The 22,698-nt window shown below is 69.0% G+C and carries 17 protein-coding genes; 7 read left to right on the plus strand and 10 right to left on the minus strand.

The annotated features are described in order from the left end of the window. Positions 1–48: 48 nt before the first annotated feature. Positions 49–1,470, minus strand: a complete 1,422-nt coding sequence (locus tag AC3WQY_RS06755; RefSeq protein WP_492706896.1) for an amidohydrolase family protein — start codon at positions 1,468–1,470, stop codon at positions 49–51. Positions 1,471–1,557: 87 nt separating this feature from the next. On the opposite strand from AC3WQY_RS06755, the gene AC3WQY_RS06760 reads away from it, so the two are divergent. The 4 genes from AC3WQY_RS06760 to parC all read left to right on the plus strand — a co-directional run bounded on the left by AC3WQY_RS06760 (position 1,558) and on the right by parC (position 7,560). Next, on the plus strand, positions 1,558–3,546 hold the full coding sequence (locus AC3WQY_RS06760; protein ID WP_492706898.1) for a DNA topoisomerase IV subunit B: 1,989 nt from the start codon (positions 1,558–1,560) through the stop codon (positions 3,544–3,546). Further along, entirely contained in the window at positions 3,546–4,589 is a 1,044-nt protein-coding gene (locus tag AC3WQY_RS06765) for a histone deacetylase family protein (protein ID WP_492706900.1), read from the plus strand. Before AC3WQY_RS06760 ends, AC3WQY_RS06765 begins: the two co-directional genes overlap by 1 nt. After that, on the plus strand, positions 4,586–5,137 hold the full coding sequence (locus tag AC3WQY_RS06770) for a GNAT family N-acetyltransferase (RefSeq protein WP_492706902.1): 552 nt from the start codon (positions 4,586–4,588) through the stop codon (positions 5,135–5,137). The genes AC3WQY_RS06765 and AC3WQY_RS06770 overlap by 4 nt, the downstream gene beginning before the upstream one ends. 68 nt (positions 5,138–5,205) lie before the next feature. Continuing rightward, on the plus strand, positions 5,206–7,560 hold the full coding sequence (parC, locus tag AC3WQY_RS06775; RefSeq protein WP_492706904.1) for a DNA topoisomerase IV subunit A: 2,355 nt from the start codon (positions 5,206–5,208) through the stop codon (positions 7,558–7,560). On the opposite strand, the gene AC3WQY_RS06780 is transcribed toward parC, so the two are convergent. Further along, a complete protein-coding gene (locus AC3WQY_RS06780; protein WP_492706906.1) occupies positions 7,561–9,636 on the minus strand; it encodes an alpha/beta hydrolase family protein in 2,076 nt (691 codons plus the stop codon). 253 nt (positions 9,637–9,889) lie between these two features. On the opposite strand from AC3WQY_RS06780, the gene AC3WQY_RS06785 reads away from it, so the two are divergent. Next, positions 9,890–10,393, plus strand: a complete 504-nt coding sequence (locus AC3WQY_RS06785) for an FxDxF family PEP-CTERM protein (RefSeq protein ID WP_492706908.1) — start codon at positions 9,890–9,892, stop codon at positions 10,391–10,393. A gap of 64 nt (positions 10,394–10,457) precedes the next feature. On the opposite strand, the gene AC3WQY_RS06790 is transcribed toward AC3WQY_RS06785, so the two are convergent. Both AC3WQY_RS06790 and AC3WQY_RS06795 read right to left on the minus strand, forming a co-directional pair. Then, a complete protein-coding gene (locus AC3WQY_RS06790; RefSeq protein WP_492707085.1) occupies positions 10,458–10,916 on the minus strand; it encodes a CYTH domain-containing protein in 459 nt (152 codons plus the stop codon). A 5-nt stretch (positions 10,917–10,921) separates the two neighbouring features. Beyond that, positions 10,922–11,962 carry a quinone-dependent dihydroorotate dehydrogenase gene (locus AC3WQY_RS06795; RefSeq protein WP_492706910.1) on the minus strand — a complete coding sequence of 347 codons (1,041 nt, stop codon included), beginning with the start codon at positions 11,960–11,962 and terminating at the stop codon, positions 10,922–10,924. A gap of 63 nt (positions 11,963–12,025) precedes the next feature. Between AC3WQY_RS06795 and AC3WQY_RS06800 the strand changes: the two genes are divergently transcribed. Both AC3WQY_RS06800 and rpiA read left to right on the plus strand, forming a co-directional pair. Then, positions 12,026–13,150, plus strand: coding sequence for a 3-deoxy-7-phosphoheptulonate synthase (locus AC3WQY_RS06800; protein ID WP_492706912.1), 1,125 nt, complete (start codon positions 12,026–12,028; stop codon positions 13,148–13,150). Positions 13,151–13,171: 21 nt separating this feature from the next. Beyond that, the gene (gene rpiA / locus AC3WQY_RS06805) at positions 13,172–13,837 is read left to right on the plus strand and encodes a ribose-5-phosphate isomerase RpiA (protein WP_492706914.1); all 666 of its coding nucleotides are present in this window, start codon (positions 13,172–13,174) and stop codon (positions 13,835–13,837) included. A gap of 67 nt (positions 13,838–13,904) precedes the next feature. Here the strand turns inward: rpiA and AC3WQY_RS06810 are convergent, their stop codons facing one another. The 6 genes from AC3WQY_RS06810 to AC3WQY_RS06835 form a co-directional block, all read right to left on the minus strand. Further along, on the minus strand, positions 13,905–15,473 hold the full coding sequence (locus tag AC3WQY_RS06810) for a M4 family metallopeptidase (protein WP_492706916.1): 1,569 nt from the start codon (positions 15,471–15,473) through the stop codon (positions 13,905–13,907). Between the two features lie 178 nt (positions 15,474–15,651). Beyond that, entirely contained in the window at positions 15,652–17,574 is a 1,923-nt protein-coding gene (gene mnmC, locus AC3WQY_RS06815) for a bifunctional tRNA (5-methylaminomethyl-2-thiouridine)(34)-methyltransferase MnmC2/FAD-dependent 5-carboxymethylaminomethyl-2-thiouridine(34) oxidoreductase MnmC1 (RefSeq protein ID WP_492706918.1), read from the minus strand. Between the two features lie 7 nt (positions 17,575–17,581). Beyond that, on the minus strand, positions 17,582–18,892 hold the full coding sequence (locus AC3WQY_RS06820) for an MgtC/SapB family protein (RefSeq protein WP_492706920.1): 1,311 nt from the start codon (positions 18,890–18,892) through the stop codon (positions 17,582–17,584). Next, a complete protein-coding gene (locus tag AC3WQY_RS06825; protein WP_492706922.1) occupies positions 18,889–20,244 on the minus strand; it encodes an MBL fold metallo-hydrolase RNA specificity domain-containing protein in 1,356 nt (451 codons plus the stop codon). Before AC3WQY_RS06825 ends, AC3WQY_RS06820 begins: the two co-directional genes overlap by 4 nt. Then, a complete protein-coding gene (locus tag AC3WQY_RS06830; RefSeq protein ID WP_492706924.1) occupies positions 20,241–20,915 on the minus strand; it encodes an NAD(P)H-binding protein in 675 nt (224 codons plus the stop codon). Before AC3WQY_RS06830 ends, AC3WQY_RS06825 begins: the two co-directional genes overlap by 4 nt. A gap of 73 nt (positions 20,916–20,988) precedes the next feature. After that, a complete protein-coding gene (locus AC3WQY_RS06835; protein ID WP_492706926.1) occupies positions 20,989–22,473 on the minus strand; it encodes a DEAD/DEAH box helicase in 1,485 nt (494 codons plus the stop codon). Between the last annotated feature and the right edge of the window lie 225 nt (positions 22,474–22,698).

Here is a 22,698-nt window from a genome sequence, read left to right on the forward strand (position 1 = left end):
GCGTTGGGGGAGGGCGGTATGGGCAGTCATCGGCGCAATGTAGCGAGTTCAGCGTTTGCGCGCTGACGCGACCTTGACAGCCGGCCTGGCCGTGGGCTTGCTGGCGGGCTTGCCGCTGGCCTTGCCCTTCTTCCCACTCTTGACAGGGCTTTTCTTGCTTGCTGCGGTGTCGGCCGTGCCGCCCGCCGTGCTCGCCACATCGTCCATCAGGGTCAGGATGCGGCCCTGCTTGACGCGCAGCAGCGGCTGCTCCACGGCGGCCGGGTCCTGCAGCGGATGGCCCGCCAGCACCAGGAAACTCGCGTCGCAGCCGGGCTCGAAACAGCCCAGGCGGCGCTTGGGAAAGATCGCCCTGGGCGTGTCCTGGGTGGCGATGCGCAGCAGCTCGGCGGGGCTCAGCACGCCCAGGGCGGCGAGGCTGCGGAACTCCGCCAGGGCCGTGCCGGTGAATACATCCGAGCCCAGCAACAGGGGCACGCCGGCGTCCCGGAGCATTTGCAGATTGCGTTTTTGCACTTCGCGAATGCGCGCCTGCAAATCGGCATCGGCCTTGAAGAGGCCGGTGGCGGCGGTGGTGGTGATCACCGCGATCTTGCGCTGCGCCGCCAGCTCGATGCTGGCCGGGCTCAGCAAATAGCTTTCGGGCGCATCGCCGTGATGCGGGAAATAGCCGGGCAGGTGGGCGATCTGGTCGACACCGGCGCGCACCGCGGCCTCGAAATCGGCGGCACTGTCGACATGGGCGGCCACGCGCTGGCCCGAAGCGTGCGCCATGCGCACGATCTCGGCCGCCACCTCGGCCCGCAGGCCCAGCTTGCCCATCAGCTCGGGGCGGCCGCGCAGGTCTTCGCGCTCGTGGTAGCTGAGCACCAGCTTGATCAGCTCACTCTTGCGCGCCTGCACCAGCGGCCATTTCTCGCGCACCTGGGCCGGGCTGTCCATCACCAGCACCGCCTTGTCGGCCACATCGGCCAGGGTCACGGCGGGCTGGCCCTCGCTGGCGGGGCGCAGCAGCATCTCCAGCGGGTGGCCGTCGGAGGAGGTGATGCAGGCGGTGACGAAGGCCACGTCGGGCGCATCGGCGCCGCCGGCCAGCTTGCGCACCGGCGCCACGCCGGCCGGGTCGCCGCACAGCATGGCGGCGTAGAACACGCCGTCCTGCAGATAGCTGCGCGCAAACTGGCCGTAGCCCCATTCGTTCTGCAGATTGTGGTTGTGCGCCTCGCCCAGCGGGGAGATCAGGTACTGGCCCTTGAGTTCCATGCGGCGGTTCACGCGCTTGGGCTTCGCGGCCACGAAGCGGCCGTCTTCCACATAGAGGCTGCCGCGGCGGAACTCGCTGCCGTCGAACCACTGGGCGTCGCGCAGCTCCATGCTCATGGCCGGGCTGGCCTTGAAGGGCGGCGGGCTGGTTTGCGCCAGGGCATTGCCGAGGCCCAGGGCGCACAGCGCGAGAAATAGAAGACGCATCGTGTTGGCGCAGCAGAAATCAGCCGCGCATGCTACGCCCCTTTCGGCGCGCCGAAGCCGAGCCACAGCCTCCCTACAATCCGCGCCATGGCAACGAAACCTTCCGCATCACCCACGCCGTCCAGCTATGGCGAAGCCTCGATCCGCGTGCTCAAGGGCCTGGAGCCCGTCAAGCAGCGGCCGGGCATGTACACCCGCACCGACAATCCCCTGCACACCATCCAGGAAGTGATCGACAACGCCGCCGACGAGGCCCTGGCCGGCTTTGGCAAGCGCATCGATGTGATCCAGCATCTTGACGGCTCGATCTCGGTGGCCGACGACGGCCGCGGCATTCCCTTCGGCCTGCACCCCGAGGAGGGCGTGCCGGTGGTGGAAATCGTCTTCACCCGCCTGCATGCCGGCGGCAAGTTCGACAAGGGTTCGGGCGGTGCCTACAGCTTCTCGGGCGGCCTGCATGGCGTCGGCGTGAGCGTCACCAATGCCCTGGCCAAGCGCCTGGAGGTGCAGGTCTGGCGCGACAAGCAGGTGGCCAGCCTGGCCTTCGAGGCCGGCGATGTGGTGGAGCCGGTGAGCACCCGCCCCTGTGCCAGCGGCGACCGCAAGCAGGGCACGACGGTGCGCGTCTGGCCCGATGCCAAGTATTTCGAGAGCGCCGAGCTGCCCCGCGGCGAGCTGGTGCATCTGCTGCGCTCCAAGGCGGTGCTGATGCCCGGCGTGATCGTGACGCTGAAAAACGAGAAGAGCGGCGAGCTGCAGACCTGGTCCTACAAGGGCGGGTTGCGCGACTACCTGATGCAGACGCTCAATGCCGACCCGCTGATCCCGCTGTTCGAGGGCGAGCAGTACGCCACCTCGGCCGAAAGCGAGAACTTCGCCGAGGGCGAGGGCGCCGGCTGGTGCGTGGCCTTCACCGAAGACGGCGCGCCGATGCGCGAGAGCTATGTGAACCTGATCCCCACGGTGGCGGGCGGCACGCACGAGTCGGGCCTGAAGGACGGCCTGTTCGGCGCCATCAAGGGCTTCATCGAGATGCACAGCCTGCTGCCCAAGGGCGTCAAGCTGATGCCCGACGATGTGTTCTCGCGTGCCTCCTTCGTGCTCTCGGCCAAGGTGCTGGACCCGCAGTTCCAGGGCCAGACCAAGGAGCGCCTGAACTCGCGCGACGCGCTGCGCCTGGTCTCCACCTATGTGAAGCCCGGCCTGGAGCTGTGGCTCAACCAGCATGTGGAGCATGGCAAGAAGCTGGCCGAGCTGGTGATCAAGCAGGCGCAGACGCGCCAGCGCGCCAGCCAGAAGGTGGAAAAGCGCAAGGGCTCGGGCGTGGCCGTGCTGCCCGGCAAGCTCACCGACTGCGAGAGCCGCGATGTGCTGCACAACGAGGTCTTCCTGGTGGAGGGCGACTCGGCCGGCGGCTCGGCCAAGATGGGGCGCAACAAGGAGACCCAGGCGATCCTGCCGCTGCGCGGCAAGGTGCTGAATTCCTGGGAGGTGGAGCGCGACCGCCTGTTCGCCAACAACGAGATCCACGACATCTCCGTGGCGATCGGCGTGGACCCGCATGGCAAGAACGACAGCCCCGACCTCAGCGGCCTGCGCTACGGCAAGATCTGCATCCTGTCGGACGCGGACGTCGACGGCTCGCACATCCAGGTGCTGCTGCTGACCCTGTTCCTGCGCCACTTCCCCAAGCTGATCGAGTCGGGCAATGTCTATGTGGCGCGGCCGCCGCTGTTCCGCGTCGATGCGCCGGCGCGCGGCAAGAAACCGGCCGCCAAGATCTACGCCCTGGACGAGGGCGAACTCATCGCCACGCTGGACAAGCTGCGCAAGGAAGGCGCGCGCGAGAACAGCTGGACCATCAGCCGCTTCAAGGGCTTGGGTGAGATGAGCGCCGAGCAGCTCTGGGACACCACGCTGAACCCCGAGACGCGCCGCCTGATGCCCATCGCCTATGGCGATTTCGATCTGCTGCAGACCGAGGAATCCTTCAACAAGCTGATGGGCAAGGGCGAGGCCGCCTCGCGCCGCGAGCTGATGGAGTTGCACGGCGACAGCGTTGAAGTGGACGTCTGATGGACACCGTCTACAACCAGCACCACGGCCTGCACGCCGCCACGCACGAGTTCTTCCGCGGCCGCCTGGTGCCCGCCTTCGAGGTGCCGGCGCGTGCCGACTATGTGCTGGCCGCCGTGCAGGCCAGCGGCTTAGGCGCGGTGCGCGAACCGGTGGACCATGGCCTGGGCCCGCTGGAGGCGGTGCACAGCCCGGCCTACCTGCGCTTTGTGCGCGGCGCCTGGGCCGAGTGGCAGCAACTGGGCGGGGAGGGCGATGCCTTCCCGGCCGTCTGGCCCGTCCGCAGCCTGCGCAGCGATGTGGTGCCCGCCAGCTTTGCCGCCCGCATGGGCCTTTATTCGATGGACAGCGGCACGCCGCTGACCGCGGGTTCCTGGGAAGCTGCCTACTGGGGCGCGCAGACCACGCTCACCGCGCTGGACCTGGTGCTGGCCGGCGCGCGCAGCGCCTACGCGCTGACGCGCCCGCCCGGCCACCATGCCGGCGCAGATTTCTTTGGCGGCTACTGCTTCGTCAACAACGCGGCGGTGGCGGCGCAGGCGGCGCGCGCTGCCGGCAAGCAGCGCGTCGCCATCCTGGACGTGGACTACCACCATGGCAATGGCACGCAGGCGATCTTTTATGGGCGCGGTGATGTCTTCTACGCCAGCATCCATGGCGATCCGCAGACCGAATACCCCTTCTTCCTTGGCCATGCCGACGAGACCGGCGCCGGCGCGGGCCTGGGCTGCAATGCCAACTACCCGCTGCCGGCCGGTGCCAGCAACGAGCAATGGTTCGAGGCCTTCGAGCGGGCCCTGGTGGCGCTGAATGCCTATGCGCCCGAGCTGCTGATCGTCTCGCTGGGCGTGGACACCTATGCGGGTGACCCGATCTCGCATTTCAAGCTCGATCAGCCCGAGTTCCGCCGCATCGGCCAGGCCCTGCGCAGCCTGCAACTGCCCACCCTGTTCCTGCAGGAGGGCGGCTATGCCACCGCGGCGATCGGCCACAACGTGGTGGCGGTGCTGCGCGGCTTCGAGGAACAAGGTGCGTCGGCATGAGCGAAAAAGAAGAAATCGCCAAGCCGCGCGTGCATCTGCGCCCCAGCATGCTGTCCGATCTGGACTTCGTGGTCTCGGTCGAGCAGGACGGCAGCAACCGCCCCTTCATCACGCCCTGGGAGCGCACCCAGCACGAGGGCGCGATCCGCTTTCCTGACTGCCGCCACTTCATCGTCGAACTGGGCGACGCGGGCGAGCGCGTCGGCTTCGTGATCCTGCAGGGCTGCCGCAATCCGCATGGCTCGGTGGAGCTCAAGCGCATCGTGCTGCAGCCCAAGGGCCGCGGCCTGGGGCGTGCCTGCGTGCGCTTGCTCAAGAAGCTGGCCTTCACGCAGCTGCATGCGCACCGCTTCTGGCTGGATGTGAAGGCGCTCAACACGCGCGCGCTGCAGCTCTATGCCAGCGAGGGTTTCGTGGAGGAGGGCCGTTTGCGCGAAAGCGTGCGCGTCAGCATCGAGGGCGCGGACGGCTACGACAGCCTGATCGTGATGTCCATGCTGGACCGCGAGTACCAGGCCCGCCTGGCGCTGGGCGAAGAGGGCTCGTGAGCCACCCGATGAAGATCCATGGCGCCGCGGCCCTGTGCCGGGGCGTCGAGCAGTAGACGACAAGACAGATGAACCAGAACGCATTCGATTTTGAAGATCCCAAGCCCGCTGCGCCCCGCGATGGCGGTGGCGCGGACGGTGGCGACGCGCTGAGCCTGGCCCATTACGCCGAGCGCGCCTATCTGGAGTACGCGCTCTCGGTGGTGAAGGGCCGCGCCCTGCCGGATGTCTGCGACGGGCAGAAGCCGGTGCAGCGCCGCATCCTCTATTCGATGGAGCGCATGGGCCTGGCCTTCACCACCGCGGCCGGCCCCAAGGCGGTGAAGAGCGCGCGCGTGGTGGGCGATGTGCTGGGCCGCTTCCACCCCCATGGCGACCAGGCCGCCTACGACGCCCTGGTGCGCATGGCGCAGGACTTCAGCCAGCGCTATCCGCTCATCGACGGCCAGGGCAATTTCGGCAGCCGCGATGGCGACGGTGCCGCGGCGATGCGCTACACGGAAGCGCGGCTGGCCCCCATCACCCGCTTGCTGTTGGACGAGATCGACGAGGGCACGGTGGACTTCGTGCCCAATTACGACGGCTCGACGCAGGAGCCCAAGCAGCTGCCGGCGCGCCTGCCCTTCGTGCTGCTGAACGGCGCCAGCGGCATCGCCGTGGGCCTGGCCACCGAGGTGCCCAGCCACAATCTGCGCGAGGTGGCCGGCGCCGCGGTGGCGCTCTTGAAGAACGAGAAGCTCAGCGACGCGGAGCTGTTCACCCACATCCCCGGCCCCGACTATCCCGGCGGCGGCCAGCTCATCAGCCCGGCCGAGGACATCCAGGCCGCCTACCGCAGCGGCCGCGGCAGCCTGAAGCTGCGCGCGCGCTGGAAGATCGAAGACCTGGCGCGCGGCCAGTGGCAGCTGGTGGTGACCGAGCTGCCGCATGGCACCAGCGCGCAGAAGGTGCTGGAAGAGATCGAGGAGCTCTCCAACCCCAAGGTCAAGGCCGGCAAGAAGGCGCTTTCGCAGGAACAGCTGCAGCTCAAGGCCTCGCTCCTGGCGGTGCTGGACAGCGTGCGCGATGAATCGAGCAAGGATGCCGCGGTGCGCCTGGTGTTCGAGCCCAAGAGCCGCACGGTGGAACAGCAGGAGCTCATCACCACGCTGCTGGCCCACACCAGCCTGGAGACCAGCGCGCCGATCAACCTGACCATGATCGGTGCCGACGGCCGGCCCACGCAGAAGAGCCTGCGCCAGATCCTGAGCGAATGGCTGGGCTACCGCATGGCCACGGTGCTGCGCCGCACCGAGCATCGCCTGGCCAAGGTGCTGGACCGCATCCATGTGCTGGAAGGCCGGCAGCTGGTGCTGCTGAACATCGACGAGGTGATACGCATCATCCGCAACGCGGACGAGCCCAAGGCGGCGCTGATCGAACGCTTCAATCTGAGCGACCGCCAGGCCGAGGACATCCTTGAAATCCGCCTGCGCCAGCTGGCGCGGCTGGAGGCCATCAAGATCGAGCAGGAACTCAAGAGCCTGCGCGACGAGCAGGCCAAGCTGGAGGACATCCAGGGCAACCCCAGCGTGCTCAAGCGCACCGTGGTGAAGGAGATCGAGGGCGACGCCAAGACCTATGGCGACGAGCGCCGCACCCTGATCCAGGAAGAGAAGAAGGCGGTGGCCGAGGTCAAGATCGTCGACGAGCCCGTCACCGTGGTGGTGAGCATGAAGGGCTGGGTGCGCGCGCTCAAGGGCCATGAGGTGGATGCCGCCGGCCTGAGCTTCAAGTCGGGCGACCAGCTCTACGGCGTGTTCCCCTGCCGCAGCGTCGATCCGCTGATCGTGTTCGGCAGCAATGGCCGCGTCTACTCGGTGCCGGTGGCCCTGCTGCCCGGCGGGCGTGGCGATGGCCAGCCCATCACCACCCTGATCGAGCTGGAGTCGGGCACGCAGATCGCGCATTACTACGCGGCTGCCAGCAGCCAGCGCCTGGTGCTGGCCGGCACCGGCGGCTTCGGCCTGATTGCCCAGCTGGGCGATCTGGTGGGCCGCCAGAAGGCGGGCAAGACCTTCCTCAGCCTGGAGGGCGAGGAGAAGCCCTTGCCGCCCAGCCCCGTTCCGGCCGGTGAGGTGCTGGGCGTGCAACTCGCCTGCCTGTCGCTGCAGGGCCGCCTGCTGACCTATGCGCTGGACGAACTCAAGCACCAGCCCAAGGGTGGGCGCGGCCTGACCCTGATGGACCTGGAACCCAAGGACGCGCTCATCAGCACCGCGGCCTTCACCAACAGCCTGCAGGTGCTGGGCTCGGGCCGCGGCGGCAAGCCCAAGGAAGAGCTGCTCAAGGGGGCAGGTCTTGCCAGCTACGCCGGCAAGCGCGCCCGCAAGGGCAAGCCCGTGGAGGGCTTGCAGAAGGTGCTGCGCGTGCTGGCCGCCTGATCAGGGCGCGGCAGCGCCGATATGGCGCTGCAGGAAGCGCTCCACTCGGCCCCAGAAATCCTTCTGGGTCTCGATGGCGCGCCAGCCATGGCCTTCCTGCGGGTAGAGCACCCACTCCACCTGCTGGTTGCCGGCGGCGGCCAGGGCGTCGCGCATCTTCACGCCATGCTCCATGGGCACGCGGCGGTCGGCCGCACCATAGGCCATCAGCAGCGGTTGCTTGAGCCTGGCGGCCTGCTTGAGCGGTGAGGTGGCGTCGAGGCGCTCGCCGTCCTTGAGCGGGTCGCCGATCATCAGCGGCAGGTCGTAGCTGAGCCCCAGCGCGCCCTGGTCGCTGTTGAGCGAGCTGAACACCAGCTTCAGGTCCGACACGCCCACCCAGTTGATGCCGCAGCGGAACAGTTCCGGGTTCTTGATGAGGCCCATCATCGCGGCATAGCCGCCATAGCTGGCACCGGCGATGCAGATGCGCTTGGGGTCGGCCAGGCCCTTGGCGATGGCCCATTGCGTGGCGTCGGCCACGTCGTCCTGCATGGCCAGGCCCCATTGCTTCCAGCCCGCGCGCAGATGCCTGCTGCCATAGCCGGCGCTGCCGCGGAAATCGGGCTCGATCACCATATAGCCGCGCGAGGCCAGGAACTGCGCGGTGTCGCTCCACTCCCAATGGTTGCCGCGCACAAAGGGGCCGCCATGCACCAGCACCACGGTGGGCAGGGCCTGCTTGGCGGTGGACTTGGGCCGCGTCACCGTGATGGGCAGGCTGAGCCCGTCGCGCGCCGCGATGCGCAGCGGCTCGCGCGCCGCCATGGCTTCGGTCTTGATCCAGGGCCGCGCCAGCATCAACGGCTTGAGCTGTTTGCTGTCGCGCTGGTAGAGGCTGAAGATGGTGGGCTGGCGGTCGGAGTTGGATTGCACCAGCACGACATTGCTGTGCAGGCAATCTCGACAGTAGATGCGGTTGACGGTGGCACCGAGGGCCTTGTCGACCTCGGCCTGCAAGGCCTTCATGCCGGCGTCGAACCAGACGCTGTCGAGCGACTCGCCCTCGTAATGCACACCCAGCAGCGCGCCCGTCTGCGGATCGAAGACCAGCTCGCCGCTGAAGTCATAACCCTTGATGTTCAGCAGCACCTGGGGTGGCGTGGCGGCCTGCTTGGGATCGAAACGCAACAGCACCTTGTTGTCGCCCCGACCGTCGGGGGCCGGCCCGATCAGGAACAGATCGCCCTTGGGCCCGACGTCGAACCAGAAGGCGTCCTTGGCGTCAAAGCGGTTGCCGCTGCGCCACGGGGTCCAGGTCTTGCCATCGGCGCCGGCCAGATGCATGGTGTACTGGTCTTTCGCGATCGCGGTGGCTGCCACGGCGCGGCCCTGGCCATCCAGCAGCCAGTCGTAGACGTTGTCGGGGGCCTGGTCCAGGATCTGGCGCTTGCGGCCGTTGCGCGTGTCCAGCCTGGCCACGCTGGCGGAGCGGAATTCGCCCAGGCCGTCGAAGCTGTGGTGCTCGATGATGACGTCGTCGCTGCCGTCGTCGAGCACGCGCAGCAGCTGCCAGTTCCAGGGCAGCAGCTCCTCGCGGCGCTCCTTGATGAGCGAGTTCTTCAGCTCGGCGATGCCCTCCATATTCACCTTGGGTACGGAGGAACTGGCGTTGATCAGCTGCTTGAACTGACCGCCATCGACGTCGACGGCCCACAAACCATGGGCGATCGGCTTATCGGTGGCCTCCTGCAGCTGCGCCACGTCGAACACCAGGCGCTGCTTGTTGACCCATTGCACGCGATGGATGTCGCTGTCGTCCATGCCCACCAGCACGCGCGAGTTGCCCAGGTTCTGCAGATCGATCACGGTGAGCTGGGTGCGCCGGCCGGCGGGCGAGGCCACCACGGCCAGATAGCGGCCATCGGGCGAAAGCTGCGCCCGGCCGTACTGAGGCAGGCGAAAGAAATCCTCGGCGGGAATGCTCGCACCGGGCGGGCGAGCGTCCTGTGCCTGGGCCACCGGGCTCAGCAGCGCCGTGAGGGCGCACAGGGTTGCGAGACAGCGAGCGCGCAGGGCATGGCATGGCAGTTTCATGAGACATCCTCCCTTTATGTTTGGGCGGGATTCTCGCGGCTTCGGCCTGCCCTCCTATTGGGGCTTGCCCTTCGGCGGCCTGGGAGGCCTTGGCAAGGGCTGGGCACGCACTTGGTGCACGCCCTTACAGGTGTTGACAATAAAGCTAGGGGATCCCCCCAAGGGTAGGGAGACGAACGTGATTAATTTGGCGTTGATGCAACGCACAATCCGTTCGCAGTATCTGGTTGTCTACCACCCTCGGGAGTCATAGATGAAATTGAAACCCCTCGTTGCCGCGGCGGCGCTGGCCCTGAGTTCCGTCAGCTCCTTTGCTGTCGGTTCCCTGGACCCGATCGCGCCTAGCGCGTCCTTTTCCAACACGGTGACCGGTTCGTTCAGCGACACCTGGACCTTCAATCTGGGCACCGCCTCCATCGTCGCCGCCTCGATCACCAACGTTGCCATCACCTTTGCCGGCTCGACCTTTGGCGAGATCACCAATTTCTCGGCGTTGTTGAACGGCGTGCCCCTGCTGCTGGGCGGAAGCTCGCAGTCGAACAACGGCGTCACCGTGGCCACGCAGATTCTGGCGGGTAGCACCACGCTGCCGGCCGGCTTCTATCAGCTGAAGGTGTCCGGTACCGCGGTGGGTGCAACGGCCTCCTATGGCGGCAATATCGTCGCCACCCCGGTGCCCGAGCCCGAAACCTATGCCATGCTGCTGGCCGGCCTGGGCGTGGTGGGCTTTCTGGCCCGCCGCCGCCAAAGCGTCTGAAAAGCGCCTGATCCAGCCTTTGCGCTGAACCAGCAAGCGAGCCTCGGCTCGCTTTTCTTTTGCCCTACCAGCGGCTGAAGGGGTGGGCGGCCAGGGCCGAGTTGAAGTAGCGCGGATCGTCGGTGACCTCGGCACCCACCCAGGGCGGGCATTCGAAGCCCTGGTCGGCATGCAGCAGCTCGAGCTCGGCGACGACGAGGCCGGCGTTCTCGCCCAGGAACTCGTCCACCTCCCATTGCATGCCGGCATGGGGAATCACGCGGCGCAGCTTCTCGACGCGCGGGCCCTCGCAAAGGCTCAGCAGCGCCACCGCATCGTCCACCGGGATCGGGTACTCGAACTCGGCGCGGCTGGCCCCCACGCTCTGGCCCTTGATGGTCAGGAAGGCCGCATCGCCGGCGATGCGCACGCGTACCGTGCGCGCCGGGTCGCGGCTCAGATAGCCCTGGCTCAGCAGCTGCGCCGGCCAGACCTTCCAGTCCTCGCCGCGCACCAGGAATTTGCGCTCGATCTCGATGCCCATGACGTTCAGGGCCGGGCCATGGCCTTGGCGCATTCATGCACCAGGGCCGAGCCCTTGTAGATCAGGCCGGTATAGAGCTGCACCAGGTCGGCGCCGGCCTGCAGCTTGGCGCGCGCATCCGCGCCGCTCAGCACCCCGCCCACGCCGATGATGGGGTAGTGGCTGCCCAGCGCGGCGCGCAGCAGCCTGATCACCTTGTTGCTGGCCTCGAACACCGGCTTGCCCGAGAGACCGCCGGTTTCTTCCGCATGCGGCAGGCCCTGCACGGCCTCGCGGGAGATGGTGGTGTTGGTGGCGATCACGCCGTCGATGCCGTTGTTCTGCAGGGTCTGGGCGATCACCGCCACCTGGGCCTCGTCCAGATCGGGCGCAATCTTCACGAACATCGGCACCACGCGGCCCGAGCTCGCCTGCAATTGCAGCTTGCGCGCCTGCAGGGCGCCCAGCAAGGCGTCCAGCGCCGCGTCGCCCTGCAGCGCACGCAGATTCTTGGTGTTGGGGCTGGAGATGTTGATGGTGATGTAGTCGGCATGCGGGAACACCCCGTCCAGGCCGAGCAGGTAATCGTCCACCGCCTGCTCGATCGGCGTGGCGGCGTTCTTGCCGATGTTCAGGCCCACCAGGCCGCCGGCGGCGCGGAAGCTGTGGGCGCGCTGCACATTCGACAGAAAACTGGCCAGGCCCTCGTTGTTGAAACCCAGGCGGTTGATCAGGGCCTGGGCCTCGGGCAGGCGGAAGATGCGCGGCTTGTCGTTGCCGGGCTGGCCCTTGGGCGTGACGGTGCCCACCTCGATGAAACCGAAGCCCATCGCCCCAAGGCCGTCGATGCAGCGGCCGTTCTTGTCCAGGCCGGCGGCCAGGCCGATGCGGTTGGGGAACTTGAGCCCCGCCAGCTCGACCGGGTCGGCCACGCGCGGCTGGGACCACAGCGTGGCGGCCGCGGTGTTCTGCAGCCTGGCGATGCTGTCGAGGGTCAGTTCATGCGCCCGCTCGGGGTCCAGCTTGAACAGGAAGGGGCGGGCAAGGGCGTAAGGCAGCAGCGACATAGGGCAGGGATTGTCGCATCGCTGGCGATAATGCCGGATCTGCAGTTTACGGACGCGCCCGCCATGAAGCCCCTGGATGATCCCCGACATGACCGCGAAGTTGGTAGCCGTGACGCCACGCGCGACACCACCCGCACCGACGACACCCGCATCGGCGCGGTGCGGCCGCTGATCTCGCCGGCCCTGTTGCTCGACGAACTGCCGCTGCCCGACGCCTCGCTCAGCCTGGTGGAGCGTGCGCGCGTCGAGATCAGCGATGTGCTGCACGGCCGTGACGACCGCCTGCTGGTGGTGGTCGGCCCCTGCTCGATCCACGATCACGACCAGGCGATGGACTACGCGCGCCTGCTGAAGAATCTGCGCGACGAACTGAGCCAGGACCTGCTCGTCGTGATGCGCGTCTACTTCGAGAAGCCGCGCACCACGGTGGGCTGGAAGGGCTATATCAACGACCCGCGCCTGGACGGCAGCTTCCACATGAACGAGGGCCTGCGCCTGGCGCGCCAGCTGCTGCTGGACGTGACCGCCCTGGGCCTGCCGGCCGGCACCGAGTTCCTGGACCTGCTCTCGCCGCAATACATCTCCGACCTGATCGCCTGGGGCGCGATCGGCGCGCGCACCACCGAAAGCCAGAGCCATCGCCAGTTGGCCAGCGGCCTGTCCTGCCCGGTGGGCTTCAAGAACGGCACCGATGGCGGCATCAAGGTGGCTTCCGACGCGGTGCTGGCCGCCAGCGCCAGCCATGCCTTCATGGGCATGACCAAGATGGGCGCGGCCGCCATCTTCGAGACGCGCGGCAACGACGACTGCCACATCATCCTGCGCGGCGGCAAGGCACCCAACTACGACGCCGCCTCGGTGCAGCAGGCCTGCGACGCGCTCAAGGCCGCGGGCCTGCGCGAGCAGGTGATGATCGACTTCTCGCACGCCAACTCCAGCAAGAAGTTCGAGCGCCAGATCGAGGTCGGCCACGACGTAGCGGGCCAAATCGGCGGCGGCGATGCACGCATCACCGGCGTGATGATCGAGTCGCACCTGCAGGCCGGCCGCCAGGATCTGGCCGAGGGCCAGACCAAGGCCGACCTCAAGCCCGGCGTCTCCATCACCGATGCCTGCCTGGGCTGGACCCAGACCGAACCCCTGCTGCGCGAACTCGCGGCCGCCGTGCGCCAGCGCCGCAACACCTGACCCCCTGACGAGCAAGAACCCATGTCACTGACCCAAGACGAACTCAAGACCCTGGTTGGCCAGGCCGCCCTTCAATACGTCACGCCCGGTACCATTGTCGGCGTGGGCACCGGCTCGACGGTGGACAAGTTCATCGACGCGCTGGCCGCCAGCGGCTTGGCAGTTGCCGGCGCCGTCTCCAGCTCGGTGCGCTCCACCGAGCGCATGAAGGCCCTGGGCATTCGCGTGCTGGAGGCCGGTGAGGTGACGAGCCTGCCGGTCTATATCGATGGTGCCGACGAGATCGATCACGCCGGCCATATGGTCAAGGGCGGCGGCGCGGCGCTGACGCGCGAGAAGATCGTGGCCGATCTGGCCGAGCGCTTTGTCTGCATCGCCGACGAATCCAAGCTGGTGCCAGTGCTGGGCGCCTTCCCGCTGCCGGTGGAGGTGATCCCGATGGCCGCCGCCCAGATCGCACGCCGCTTCGCCGCCCTGGGCGCCCAGGCCACGCTGCGCGCCGGCGTGGTGACGGACAACGGCTGCCAGATCCTCGATGTGCGCGGCCTGCAGATCGCCGACCCCAAGGCCTTCGAGGCCGATGTGAACCAATGGCCCGGCGTGGTGACGGTGGGCGTGTTCGCGCGCAATCGCGCCAGCGTCTGCCTGCTGGGCACGGCCGCGGGCGTGAAAACGCTGAACTTCTGAGCCCCTCGCAACGTTGCGGCCATGAGAAAAGCGCCCCGCGGGGCGCTTTTTGTCGAGTGGGCCAGGCTTAGTTGACGCCCACCGCTGACCAGGCCGCCGCCACCGCATTGGCGATGGCGCTGCCGGCGCCGTAGAGGTCGTTGGCCGCCGCGATGGTGGCCGCACGTGCACCGGCGTAGTTGGTGTTGGAGGTCATCTTGGTGCTCAGCGCGCGGTACCAGATCTTGGCCGCGGCGTCGCGGCCGATGCCGCTCAGCACCGCATTGCCGGTGGCCACGCGGGTGTCGCCGGCCTTGCAGGTGGGGCTGGCGCCGTAGCTGCTGTTGGTGCCTTCTGCCAGGATGAAGTACAGGTGGTTGGCCACGCCCGAGCTGTAATGCACGTCCAGGCTGCCCACGCCGGAGTACCAGCAGTCGGCCGAGGCGCCGTCGGCGCTGGGCTTGATCATGCTGCGCATCCAGGGCGACTTGATCATGATCTTCTCGCCGATCAGGTAGTCGCCCGCGTCATTGCTGTTGTTGGCGTAGAACTCGACCATGGTGCCGAAGATGTCGGACGTGGCTTCGTTGAGGCCGCCGGACTCGCCGGAGTAGGTCAGGTTGGCGGTACGGGCGGTGACGCCATGGGTCATTTCATGGCCGGCCACGTCCAGCGACACCAGCGGGCGCAGGCTCGTACCATCGCCGTCGCCATAGGTCATGCAGAAGCAGGAGTCCGACCAGTAGGCGTTGTTGTAGCTGCGGCCGTAGTGCACTTGGTTGTAGGCGCCCTTGCCGTCGTTGCCGATGCCGTTGCGGCCATGCACGTTCAGGTAATAGTCCCAGGTCACGGCCGTGCCGTACTGCGCGTCCACACCGGCCGATGCGGTGTCGCTGGTGGCGTTGTTGCCCCAGACGTTATCGCTGTCGGTCATGATCGAACCGCCGCGGGTCTTGCCGGCGAGGTTCTTCGTGTAGGTGCCGCCGCGGCTCGGGTCGCGCAATTCGTAGCCACCTGTAACGCTGTTGGTGGTGAGCGTCACATTGCCGCTGTACAGGCTCTTGCCGGTGCCGTTGGCGGCGGCGGTGTGCACGTCGTCCCAGGCGTCAAGCAGGGTGCCCAGCTGGGCGTCGACGATCACATGCTTCTCGCTGGGCGTGCCATCGGTGCCTTCGCTGAAGACGCGCACATCCCAGGCCAGGCGCGGCAGGTCACCGCGCGCGTAGACCAGCAGTTCGGGCGCATGGCCCTGGTCGTCACCCTGGTAGCGCTGTGCCGCCAGGCGCTTGGCCTGGCCCTGCGACACGCCGGGCTTGTCGTCCACCTTGGGCTCGCGTGCCAGCGTCAGCGAGATGTCTTCCAGCACGCCCTGGCCGTTCGAGCGCACCACCAGGTCGCCGCCGAGCACGCGCAGGCCCTTGAAGCGGCGGTTGAAGCGCACATGCTCAGTGCCGTTGGCATCGACGATCAGGTCCTGCAGCTCGTAGCTCTGGTCGGCGCCGTGGAAGCTGCGGCCGGCGAAGTCGGCGATATGGCCGCGGGCGCGGGCCTCGGCCTTGCCGGGGGCGGCAATGGCCAGCGAGGAAGCGAGGGCAAGACCGAGCGCCAGGGCGGCGGCAGCGGCGGGACGGACAGCAAACTTGGACCTGGATGTCATCAGAGGGGCTCCGAACTTGTGGTTGTTGACGGCTGCCATGCAGAACCTGATGGGTCCGGCGGCGAGCACGGCGGCACTGTGCGTTATGCGCGCTGGCCGCGCATCCCTGCTATCCCTCTTGGGAGCAGCACCGCTTGCCAAGCTGGGATGAATAAAGTAATGCGGGCATAACCAAAACTTATGTATCAGTTTGTGTCTTCCGGACCCGGGCAAACCGCGCCGGGTCGAGCGCATCCACCAGATCGGCTTCCAGCGGCAGCGGGGCCCCGGTCAGCTGGGCCGCGACGATGCGCGCGCACAGCTGCGCCCAGGCAATGCCGCGCGAGCCCAGCCCGGTGCAGAGCGCCAGCCCGGGCAGGCGCGGCAGCAGGCGCAGCTGATCGCGGCGCCCCTCGTAGCCCGGGTCGGCCAGGCCGCCGACCAGGGGCAGGCGGTCGGGCGTGGTGAGGCGCCAGCCCACGCGCCCCTGCAGCGGCGCTTGCCAGGCCGCGGCCGGCAGGGGCAGGCCGCTGAGCTGCTCGTACTGCTGCAGATTGTGGGCGTGGTCGGCGGGGCGCAACTGGCCATCCTCGTCGCCGTCCTGGGCGGTGGCGCCGCACCACAGGCCGCCCAGGCCGTCGCCGATGGCATAGCCGCTGCCGGCCACCGGCAGCAGCGGCACGCGCAGGCCCGGCAGGGCCGGCAGCATGCTGAGCTGGCCGCGCTGGGGCATCAGCGGCCAGGGCTGCTGCGCCGCCAGGCCGCGCAGCAGCGGCAGGCTGGCGTGGCCCAGCGCCAGCACCACCGCCTCGGCCTCGGCCAGGCACTGACCCTGCGCGTCCAGCGCCTGCCAGCCGGCCGCCGTGCGGCGCAGCGCCGCCACCTGCACGCCATAACGCACTGGCGTATCGGCCAGCCAGGCCCGCACCAGGGCGGCGGGCGGAGCTGCGCCGCCGCCCGGATAGAACCAGGCGGGCTGCGTCAGGGCCAGGCCGCTGCGCGCGGCGGCGTCGCTGGCGGACAGCGCCTGCACATAGTCGGCGGGCAGGGCCAGGCGCTCGATCTGGGCCTGCATCTCGGCCAGGCTGCGGCGCGTTTCCAGCCTCAGCAGGCCGCGCTGCAGCCAGGGCAGTTGGCCGGCCAGCGCCGCGATGCCGCGCTCGGCCTGCAGGGCCGCGGCGCGGTTGAATCGGGCATGGGTGCCATCGTCGGGGTTGAGGGTGCCGTGGAACAGCCCGCCCGGATTGCCCGAGGCGCCCTGGGCGGGCCCGCCGCGCGCCTCCAGCACCGTCACCTGCAGGCCCTGCTCGCGCAGCACCGCGCTGCAGGCCGCGCCGGCCAGGCCCGCGCCCAGCACCAGCACCTGCTTGGCCTCGCGCGCCAGCGGCAGGCGCGCGGCCGGGCGCTGCAGGGCATGGCGCGGCTGGTAGCGCGCCACCGTCATATGCCATTTGCTGCCCAGGCCGGGGCGCCTGCGCACCTCGAAACCGGCGGCGGCCAGGCCGTCGCGCACCGGCCGCGCCGCGCTCCAGGTCGCGGCGGTGGCCTCCGGTGCCGCCAGGCGACCCAGGCGCTTGAGCAGATAGGGATCCCAGATCTCGGGGTTGAGCGCGGGCGCGAAGCCGTCCAGGTAGAAGGCGTCGACCTCGGCCACCAGTTCGGCCAGCCAGTCGCGCGCATCGCCCAGGGCCAGCAGCAGTTCGACGCGGCCGTTCTCAAAGCCCAGGCGATGCAGGTTGTGCGTCAGCGCCGGCCAGGCCTGCAGCAGTTGCGCCGCCAGCTCGGGCGCGGGCGAGCCGGCATGCGCGCGTGCCATGTCGGCGCGCGTGAGCGGGTGCTTTTCGATGCTGATGAACACCAGGCGCTCGGCGCGCTGCGGATCGGCCTGCCAGGCCGCCCAGCTGGCCAGGAAGTTGTTGCCCAGGCCGAAGCCGGTCTCCAGGATCACGAAGCGGCGCCGCCCGCGCCAGCGCTCGGGCAGGCCGTTGCCGCGCAGGAAGACATGGTCGGCCTGCGCAAAGGCGCCGCTGCGGGCATGGTAGACATCGCCATACGTGGCCGAGCTGGGCGCTTGCGGGTCCGAGAAATCGAGCTGGGCGGGATGGATCGGGTGGGACTTCATGCGGCGTTCAGGACAGCGCGGGCAGGGCCAGCATGGCCAGAAAGGCCAGACTCAGGGACAGCAACAGCGCCGTCAGCACGCGGCGTGCAAACAGGGCGCCGCCGCTCAGCAGCGCGGTGAGGCTGCGCGTGATGCTGTTGCAGGCCAGTGCCAGCAGCACGCCGTGCAGCAGCGCGTCCAGGCCGATCTGCGCGGAGGCCTGCAGGGCGGCCAGCGAGGCCACCGGGGCATGGGCATCGGCGAGCGCGGCCAGGCCCACGGCGGTGTACAGGCCACCATGGCCGAAACGCTGCAGCGCCCAATTGACCGCTACGCTGATGCCGCTGAGCAGGGCCGCGATCAGCAGCGCCTCGCGCACGCGCAGCGGGCCGCGCGGGGCCTGTGCCAGCGGCGCCGGCGCGCCATCGCGCGGTGCATTGCCGTCGGCGCTCTGGGCCTGGCGCAGCAACTGCCAGGCGATCAGGCCCGCGCTGGCGGCGCCCGTCAGGGCCAGCGGCCAGAAGCGCGCCGCCGCGGCCGGCGCCAGCGCCGCCAGCATCAGCAGGGACAGCAACCAGGTGGCGGCGGTGGACATGATGGCGCCCGCCGCGCAGGCCGCCTGCAGCGCCGGCTGGTCCGGGTGCTGGCGTGCGCGCGCGCCCAGGCTGGCGATGGTGGCGGTGCTGGAGACCAGCCCGCCCAGCAGGCCCGAGAGCGTCAGCCCGGCGCCGGGGCCGGCCAGGCGCAGCGCCACATGGCCCAGGGCCTGCAGCAGCAAGAGCAGCAGCATCAGCCCCATCAGTGCCGAGGCCTTCATGCCGCCCAGCCAGGGCAGGGGCTCCTTGGGCATCAGTGGCAGCACCACCAGGGCCAGGGCGCCCAGCAGCAGACCATCGTGCAGCTCGTCCTCGTGCAGCAGCTGGGTGGCAAAGCGGTGCAGGCGGCTGCGCGCGGCCAGCAGCGCGGTGGTGGTGATGGCGGCGGGCGCGCCCAGCAGCGGCGCCTCCACGCACAGCGCACCGATCAGGTAGGTGAGAAAGAGCGCCATCGCGGTGGTGAGCCCGGGATCGCTGCCGCGCCGGCGCGAGTAGGCCAGCGCGCCCAGCAGGGTCACCGCCAGCGCGCCCACCGCCACCAGACCGGGCTGCTCCAGCCCGCGCGTGAGCGCGCCGCACAGCGCGGCCAGCGTGAAGGTGCGCAGGCCGGCGGGCTCGCGCGACGGGCCCTGGCCCTTGCTGCGCTCGCGCTCCAGGCCGATCAGGGCACCGCTGCCCAGGGCCGCCAGCCAGCCCATCACCAGGTCGGCCTGGGCGCCAAGCAATTGCTGCAGCCAGTTCACAGCGGCACGGTCTCTCCATGCTGGGGCACGCGCACGCGCCAGCCCAGCTCGTCCTGGATGCGGCTGCGCAGCGCATCGCTGGCGGCCGGCTCGCCATGCACGACGAAGGTCTGCGCGGGCGGCTGCTCGAAGCTGCGCAACCAGGCCATCAGGCCGTCGGCATCGGCATGGCCGGAGAAACCCTCCAGATGGCTAACCTCGGCATTCACCGGCACGTATTCGCCATGCAGCTTGATCTCGCGCGCGCCCTCCACCATCTTGGCGCCGCGGCTGCCGCCGACCTGGAAGCCGGGGAACACGATGTGGTGGCGCGCCTGCGGCGCCATGGTCTTGAGGTAGTTGAGCACGCGCCCGCCGGTGGCCATGCCGCTGGCCGAGATGATGACGGCGGGCTTGCGGCTGGCGGCCTGCTTGAGCGAATCGGCCGGCTTGGTGATGAGCTTGACGCCATCGCGCAGCCCGGCCAGCTCGCGCGCGCTGACGCGCAGCAGGCGCTGGTGCTTGAGCATGATCTCGGTGGCCTCGATGGCCATCGGGCTGTCGAGGATGATGGGCACCTCGTCGTCCAGCTCGCCGGCCTGGCGCATGCGCTGCAGCACCAGCAGCAGCGCCTGGGCCCGGCCCACCGCGAAGCTGGGCAGCAGCACGCTGCCGCCGCGCTTGAGGGTGTTGCGCACGATCTGGGTGAGGCGCTGCTGCACGTCCTCGGCCGGATGCAGGCGGTTGCCGTAGGTGGACTCGATCAGCAGCACGTCGGCGCGCTGCAGATGCTGGGGCGCGGGCATCAGCAGATCGTTGTCGCGCCCGATGTCGCCCGAATAGACCAGGGTCTTGCCGCCCGAAGTCACGCTGATGGCCGAGGCGCCCAGCAGATGGCCCACCGGCGTGAAGCGGATCTCGGCCTTGCCGAGGCGCAGCCTGCCGTCGCGCGGCAGGCCGACGAAATGCGCCAGCGCCTTCTTGGTGTCGGCCAGGCTGTAGAGCGGCAGGGCCTTCTCGTGCCTGGAGGTGCCGTAGCGGTTCGCGCGCTTGGCGTCTTCCTCCTGCAGATGCGCGCTGTCCTTCAGCAGCACTTCGCAGAGTTCGCGCGTGGCGCCGGTGGAGAAGATCTGACCCTTGAAGCCCTGGCGCACCAGGGCCGGGATATAGCCGCTGTGGTCCAGATGCGCATGCGAGAGCAGCAGCGCGTCGATGCTGTAGGGCGAGACGCCGAACGGCGCCCAGTTGCGCTCGCGCAGTACCTTGTAGCCCTGGAACAGGCCGCAGTCCAGCAGCAGGCGCTGGCCGTTCACGTCCAGCAGATGGCGGGATCCGGTGACGGCGTCCGCGGCGCCGAGAAAGCTGATTTTCATGAGGCCCCCAGGGTTTGCAGTTCGGCCGATTCCAACACCTGGACGGCCGGCCCGCGCTGCGATAGCGCAAGCATCATCGCGCGTGCCACGCGCTGCGCCCGGATGGGGCGCCAGCGCGCCGGGATCAGCCCGCTCAGCGGGCGCAGCAGGGCCAGGGTGCAGCGCTCGGCCAGGCGGCTGGGCTGGCCCAGCGCCGCGCGCTCGCCGTCCAGCAGCGAGGGCCGCGCAATCACCAGGCGCTCGAAGCCCAGGCCCCGCAGGCTCTCCTCCATCTCGCCCTTGACGCGGTTGTAGAACACGGCCGAATGGCGGTCGGCGCCCAGCGCCGAGACCACCGCGCAACGCCTGACCCCGAGTACGCGGGCGGCGCGCGCGACGTTCAGCACGGCGTCGTGGTCGACGGCATGGAAGGCCTCGCGTGAACCCGCCTGGGCGATCGTGCTGCCCAGGCAGATGTACAGCGCATGCGCCGGCGGCAGCGGCCCGCCGAGATCGGCGCGGCGCAGGTCCACGCGGTGCTGGCGCAGCCGTGGGCTGCTTTCCAGCTCGGCGATGGGCTTGCGCACCAGCGCATGCACCTGCAGCGGCGTGCGCAGCAACTCCTGCAACAGCGCGCGCCCCACCAGGCCGCTGGCTCCCGCCACCCAGACCGATTGTGTGATGTGACTCATGCGCGCATCGTAGGTGCAAACAAAAAGGCCCGGCGCTTGCGCGTCGGGCCTGATGCCTGGCGGTGTTGCCGCTTCAGCGCTTGGGTTGCGTCAGGCGCGGGCCATTGTTGTGGCGCGGCGCGGCGCCATTGGGCTTGGGCGCGGCCGGGCGGGCCGGCTGGGCCTGGCGGGGCTGGGCCGGCTTGGCGCCGCCATGGCCGGCATGCGCCGCACCGGGGCCGGCCGGGCGCTTCGCGGCCGGCGCGCCATGGCGGGCACCGTCGCGTCCGCCGTCACGGCCAGCGCCATCGCGCGGGGCGCCACGGCCACCGCCGCCACCGCCGCGCGAGGGCGCACCGCGGCCAGCGCTGCTGCGGCTGCCGTTGCCGTTCAGCACCATGCGGCCCAGCACGATGGGCTCGGGGCGCTCGCTCGGATCGGGCGCGAAGCCGGGCACGATTTCCTTGGGGACCTCGCGCTTGATGAGCTTCTCGATCTCGCGCAGGAAGCCATTCTCGTCCACGCACACCAGCGAGACCGCTTCTCCTACGGCACCGGCGCGGCCGGTGCGGCCGATGCGGTGCACATAGTCCTCGGGGACGTTGGGCAACTCGTAGTTCACCACGTGGGGCAGTTGGTCGATATCGATGCCGCGGGCCGCGATGTCGGTGGCCACCAGGCAGGTCAGATCGCCGCTCTTGAAGTCGGCCAGCGCCTTGGTGCGCGCACCCTGGCTCTTGTTGCCGTGGATGGCCATGGCGCTGATGCCCTGGTCATTCAGGTAGTCGGTGAGGCGGTTGGCACCATGCTTCATGCGGGTGAACACCAGCACCTGGTGCCAGTCGCCGCTCTTGATCAGGTGAACCAGCAGCTCCTTCTTGCGCTCGCGGCCCACCGGGTGGACCTTTTGCGCGATCGACTCGTTGGTTTGGTTGCGGCGCGCCACTTCGATCAGCGCGGGCTGGTTCAGCAGGCGGTCGGCCAGGGCCTTGATCTCGTCACTGAAGGTGGCCGAGAACAACAGGCTCTGCTTCTTGGCGGGCAGGAGCGCGAGCACCTTCTTGATGTCGTGCACAAAGCCCATGTCCAGCATGCGGTCGGCTTCGTCCAGCACCAGGATCTGCACCTGACTCAGGTCTAGCGTGCCCTGCTGCGCGTGGTCCAGCAGGCGGCCGGGGGTGGCCACCAGGATGTCCACGCCATCGCGCAGGCGGTTGATCTGCGGCTGCATGCCCACGCCGCCGAACATCACCATGCTCTTGAGCGGCAGGTACTTGCCATAGGTCTTGACGCTTTCCTCCACCTGGGCCGCGAGTTCGCGGGTGGGGGTCAGCACGAGGGCACGGATGGCGGGCTTGCCGCGCTTGTTCAGCACCGGGCCGCCCGCCGCGAGGCGGTGCAGCATGGGCAGCGTGAAGCCGGCCGTCTTGCCCGTGCCGGTCTGTGCGCCAGCCAACAGGTCACCGCCTTGGAGAACGGCGGGGATCGCTTGGCTCTGGATGGGGGTGGGGGTGGTGTAGCCGGCGTCGGCGATGGCCTTGAGAAGGGGGGCGGCCAGGCCCAGAGAATCAAAACTCATTGAGTGCGATTTGCGCACGGTGCCCATGGTGTGCAGCCGCGCCACTGAGAATGGCGCCAGTCTTCGGGCTGCGCAAGGAGCGTGCTTGAGCTAAAAAAAAGAAACGCCGCGCAAGACTGAGAAGCGCGGCGTTGGGCCGCATTATAGGGCCAGCGCCGTCTGCCTGCCCGGTGATAGTGCACCGTATCGCGGTGCGGCCGAGCGGGCCGCTTTCGTCAAGCCTCG

This window comes from Roseateles sp. FW301-B2, from assembly GCF_058788955.1.

Excerpts from the sequence above, each read along its gene's own strand:
- AC3WQY_RS06755 (WP_492706896.1), bottom strand. The coding sequence starts at position 1,470 with ATGCGTCTTCTATTTCTCGCGCTGTGCGCCCTGGGCCTCGGCAATGCC.
- AC3WQY_RS06760 (WP_492706898.1), top strand. The coding sequence starts at position 1,558 with ATGGCAACGAAACCTTCCGCATCACCCACGCCGTCCAGCTATGGCGAA.
- AC3WQY_RS06765 (WP_492706900.1), top strand. The coding sequence starts at position 3,546 with ATGGACACCGTCTACAACCAGCACCACGGCCTGCACGCCGCCACGCAC.
- AC3WQY_RS06770 (WP_492706902.1), top strand. The coding sequence starts at position 4,586 with ATGAGCGAAAAAGAAGAAATCGCCAAGCCGCGCGTGCATCTGCGCCCC.
- parC (WP_492706904.1), top strand. The coding sequence starts at position 5,206 with ATGAACCAGAACGCATTCGATTTTGAAGATCCCAAGCCCGCTGCGCCC.
- AC3WQY_RS06780 (WP_492706906.1), bottom strand. The coding sequence starts at position 9,636 with ATGAAACTGCCATGCCATGCCCTGCGCGCTCGCTGTCTCGCAACCCTG.
- AC3WQY_RS06785 (WP_492706908.1), top strand. The coding sequence starts at position 9,890 with ATGAAATTGAAACCCCTCGTTGCCGCGGCGGCGCTGGCCCTGAGTTCC.
- AC3WQY_RS06790 (WP_492707085.1), bottom strand. The coding sequence starts at position 10,916 with ATGGGCATCGAGATCGAGCGCAAATTCCTGGTGCGCGGCGAGGACTGG.
- AC3WQY_RS06795 (WP_492706910.1), bottom strand. The coding sequence starts at position 11,962 with ATGTCGCTGCTGCCTTACGCCCTTGCCCGCCCCTTCCTGTTCAAGCTG.
- AC3WQY_RS06800 (WP_492706912.1), top strand. The coding sequence starts at position 12,026 with ATGAAGCCCCTGGATGATCCCCGACATGACCGCGAAGTTGGTAGCCGT.
- rpiA (WP_492706914.1), top strand. The coding sequence starts at position 13,172 with ATGTCACTGACCCAAGACGAACTCAAGACCCTGGTTGGCCAGGCCGCC.
- AC3WQY_RS06810 (WP_492706916.1), bottom strand. The coding sequence starts at position 15,473 with ATGACATCCAGGTCCAAGTTTGCTGTCCGTCCCGCCGCTGCCGCCGCC.
- mnmC (WP_492706918.1), bottom strand. The coding sequence starts at position 17,574 with ATGAAGTCCCACCCGATCCATCCCGCCCAGCTCGATTTCTCGGACCCG.
- AC3WQY_RS06825 (WP_492706922.1), bottom strand. The coding sequence starts at position 20,244 with ATGAAAATCAGCTTTCTCGGCGCCGCGGACGCCGTCACCGGATCCCGC.
- AC3WQY_RS06830 (WP_492706924.1), bottom strand. The coding sequence starts at position 20,915 with ATGAGTCACATCACACAATCGGTCTGGGTGGCGGGAGCCAGCGGCCTG.
- AC3WQY_RS06835 (WP_492706926.1), bottom strand. The coding sequence starts at position 22,473 with ATGAGTTTTGATTCTCTGGGCCTGGCCGCCCCCCTTCTCAAGGCCATC.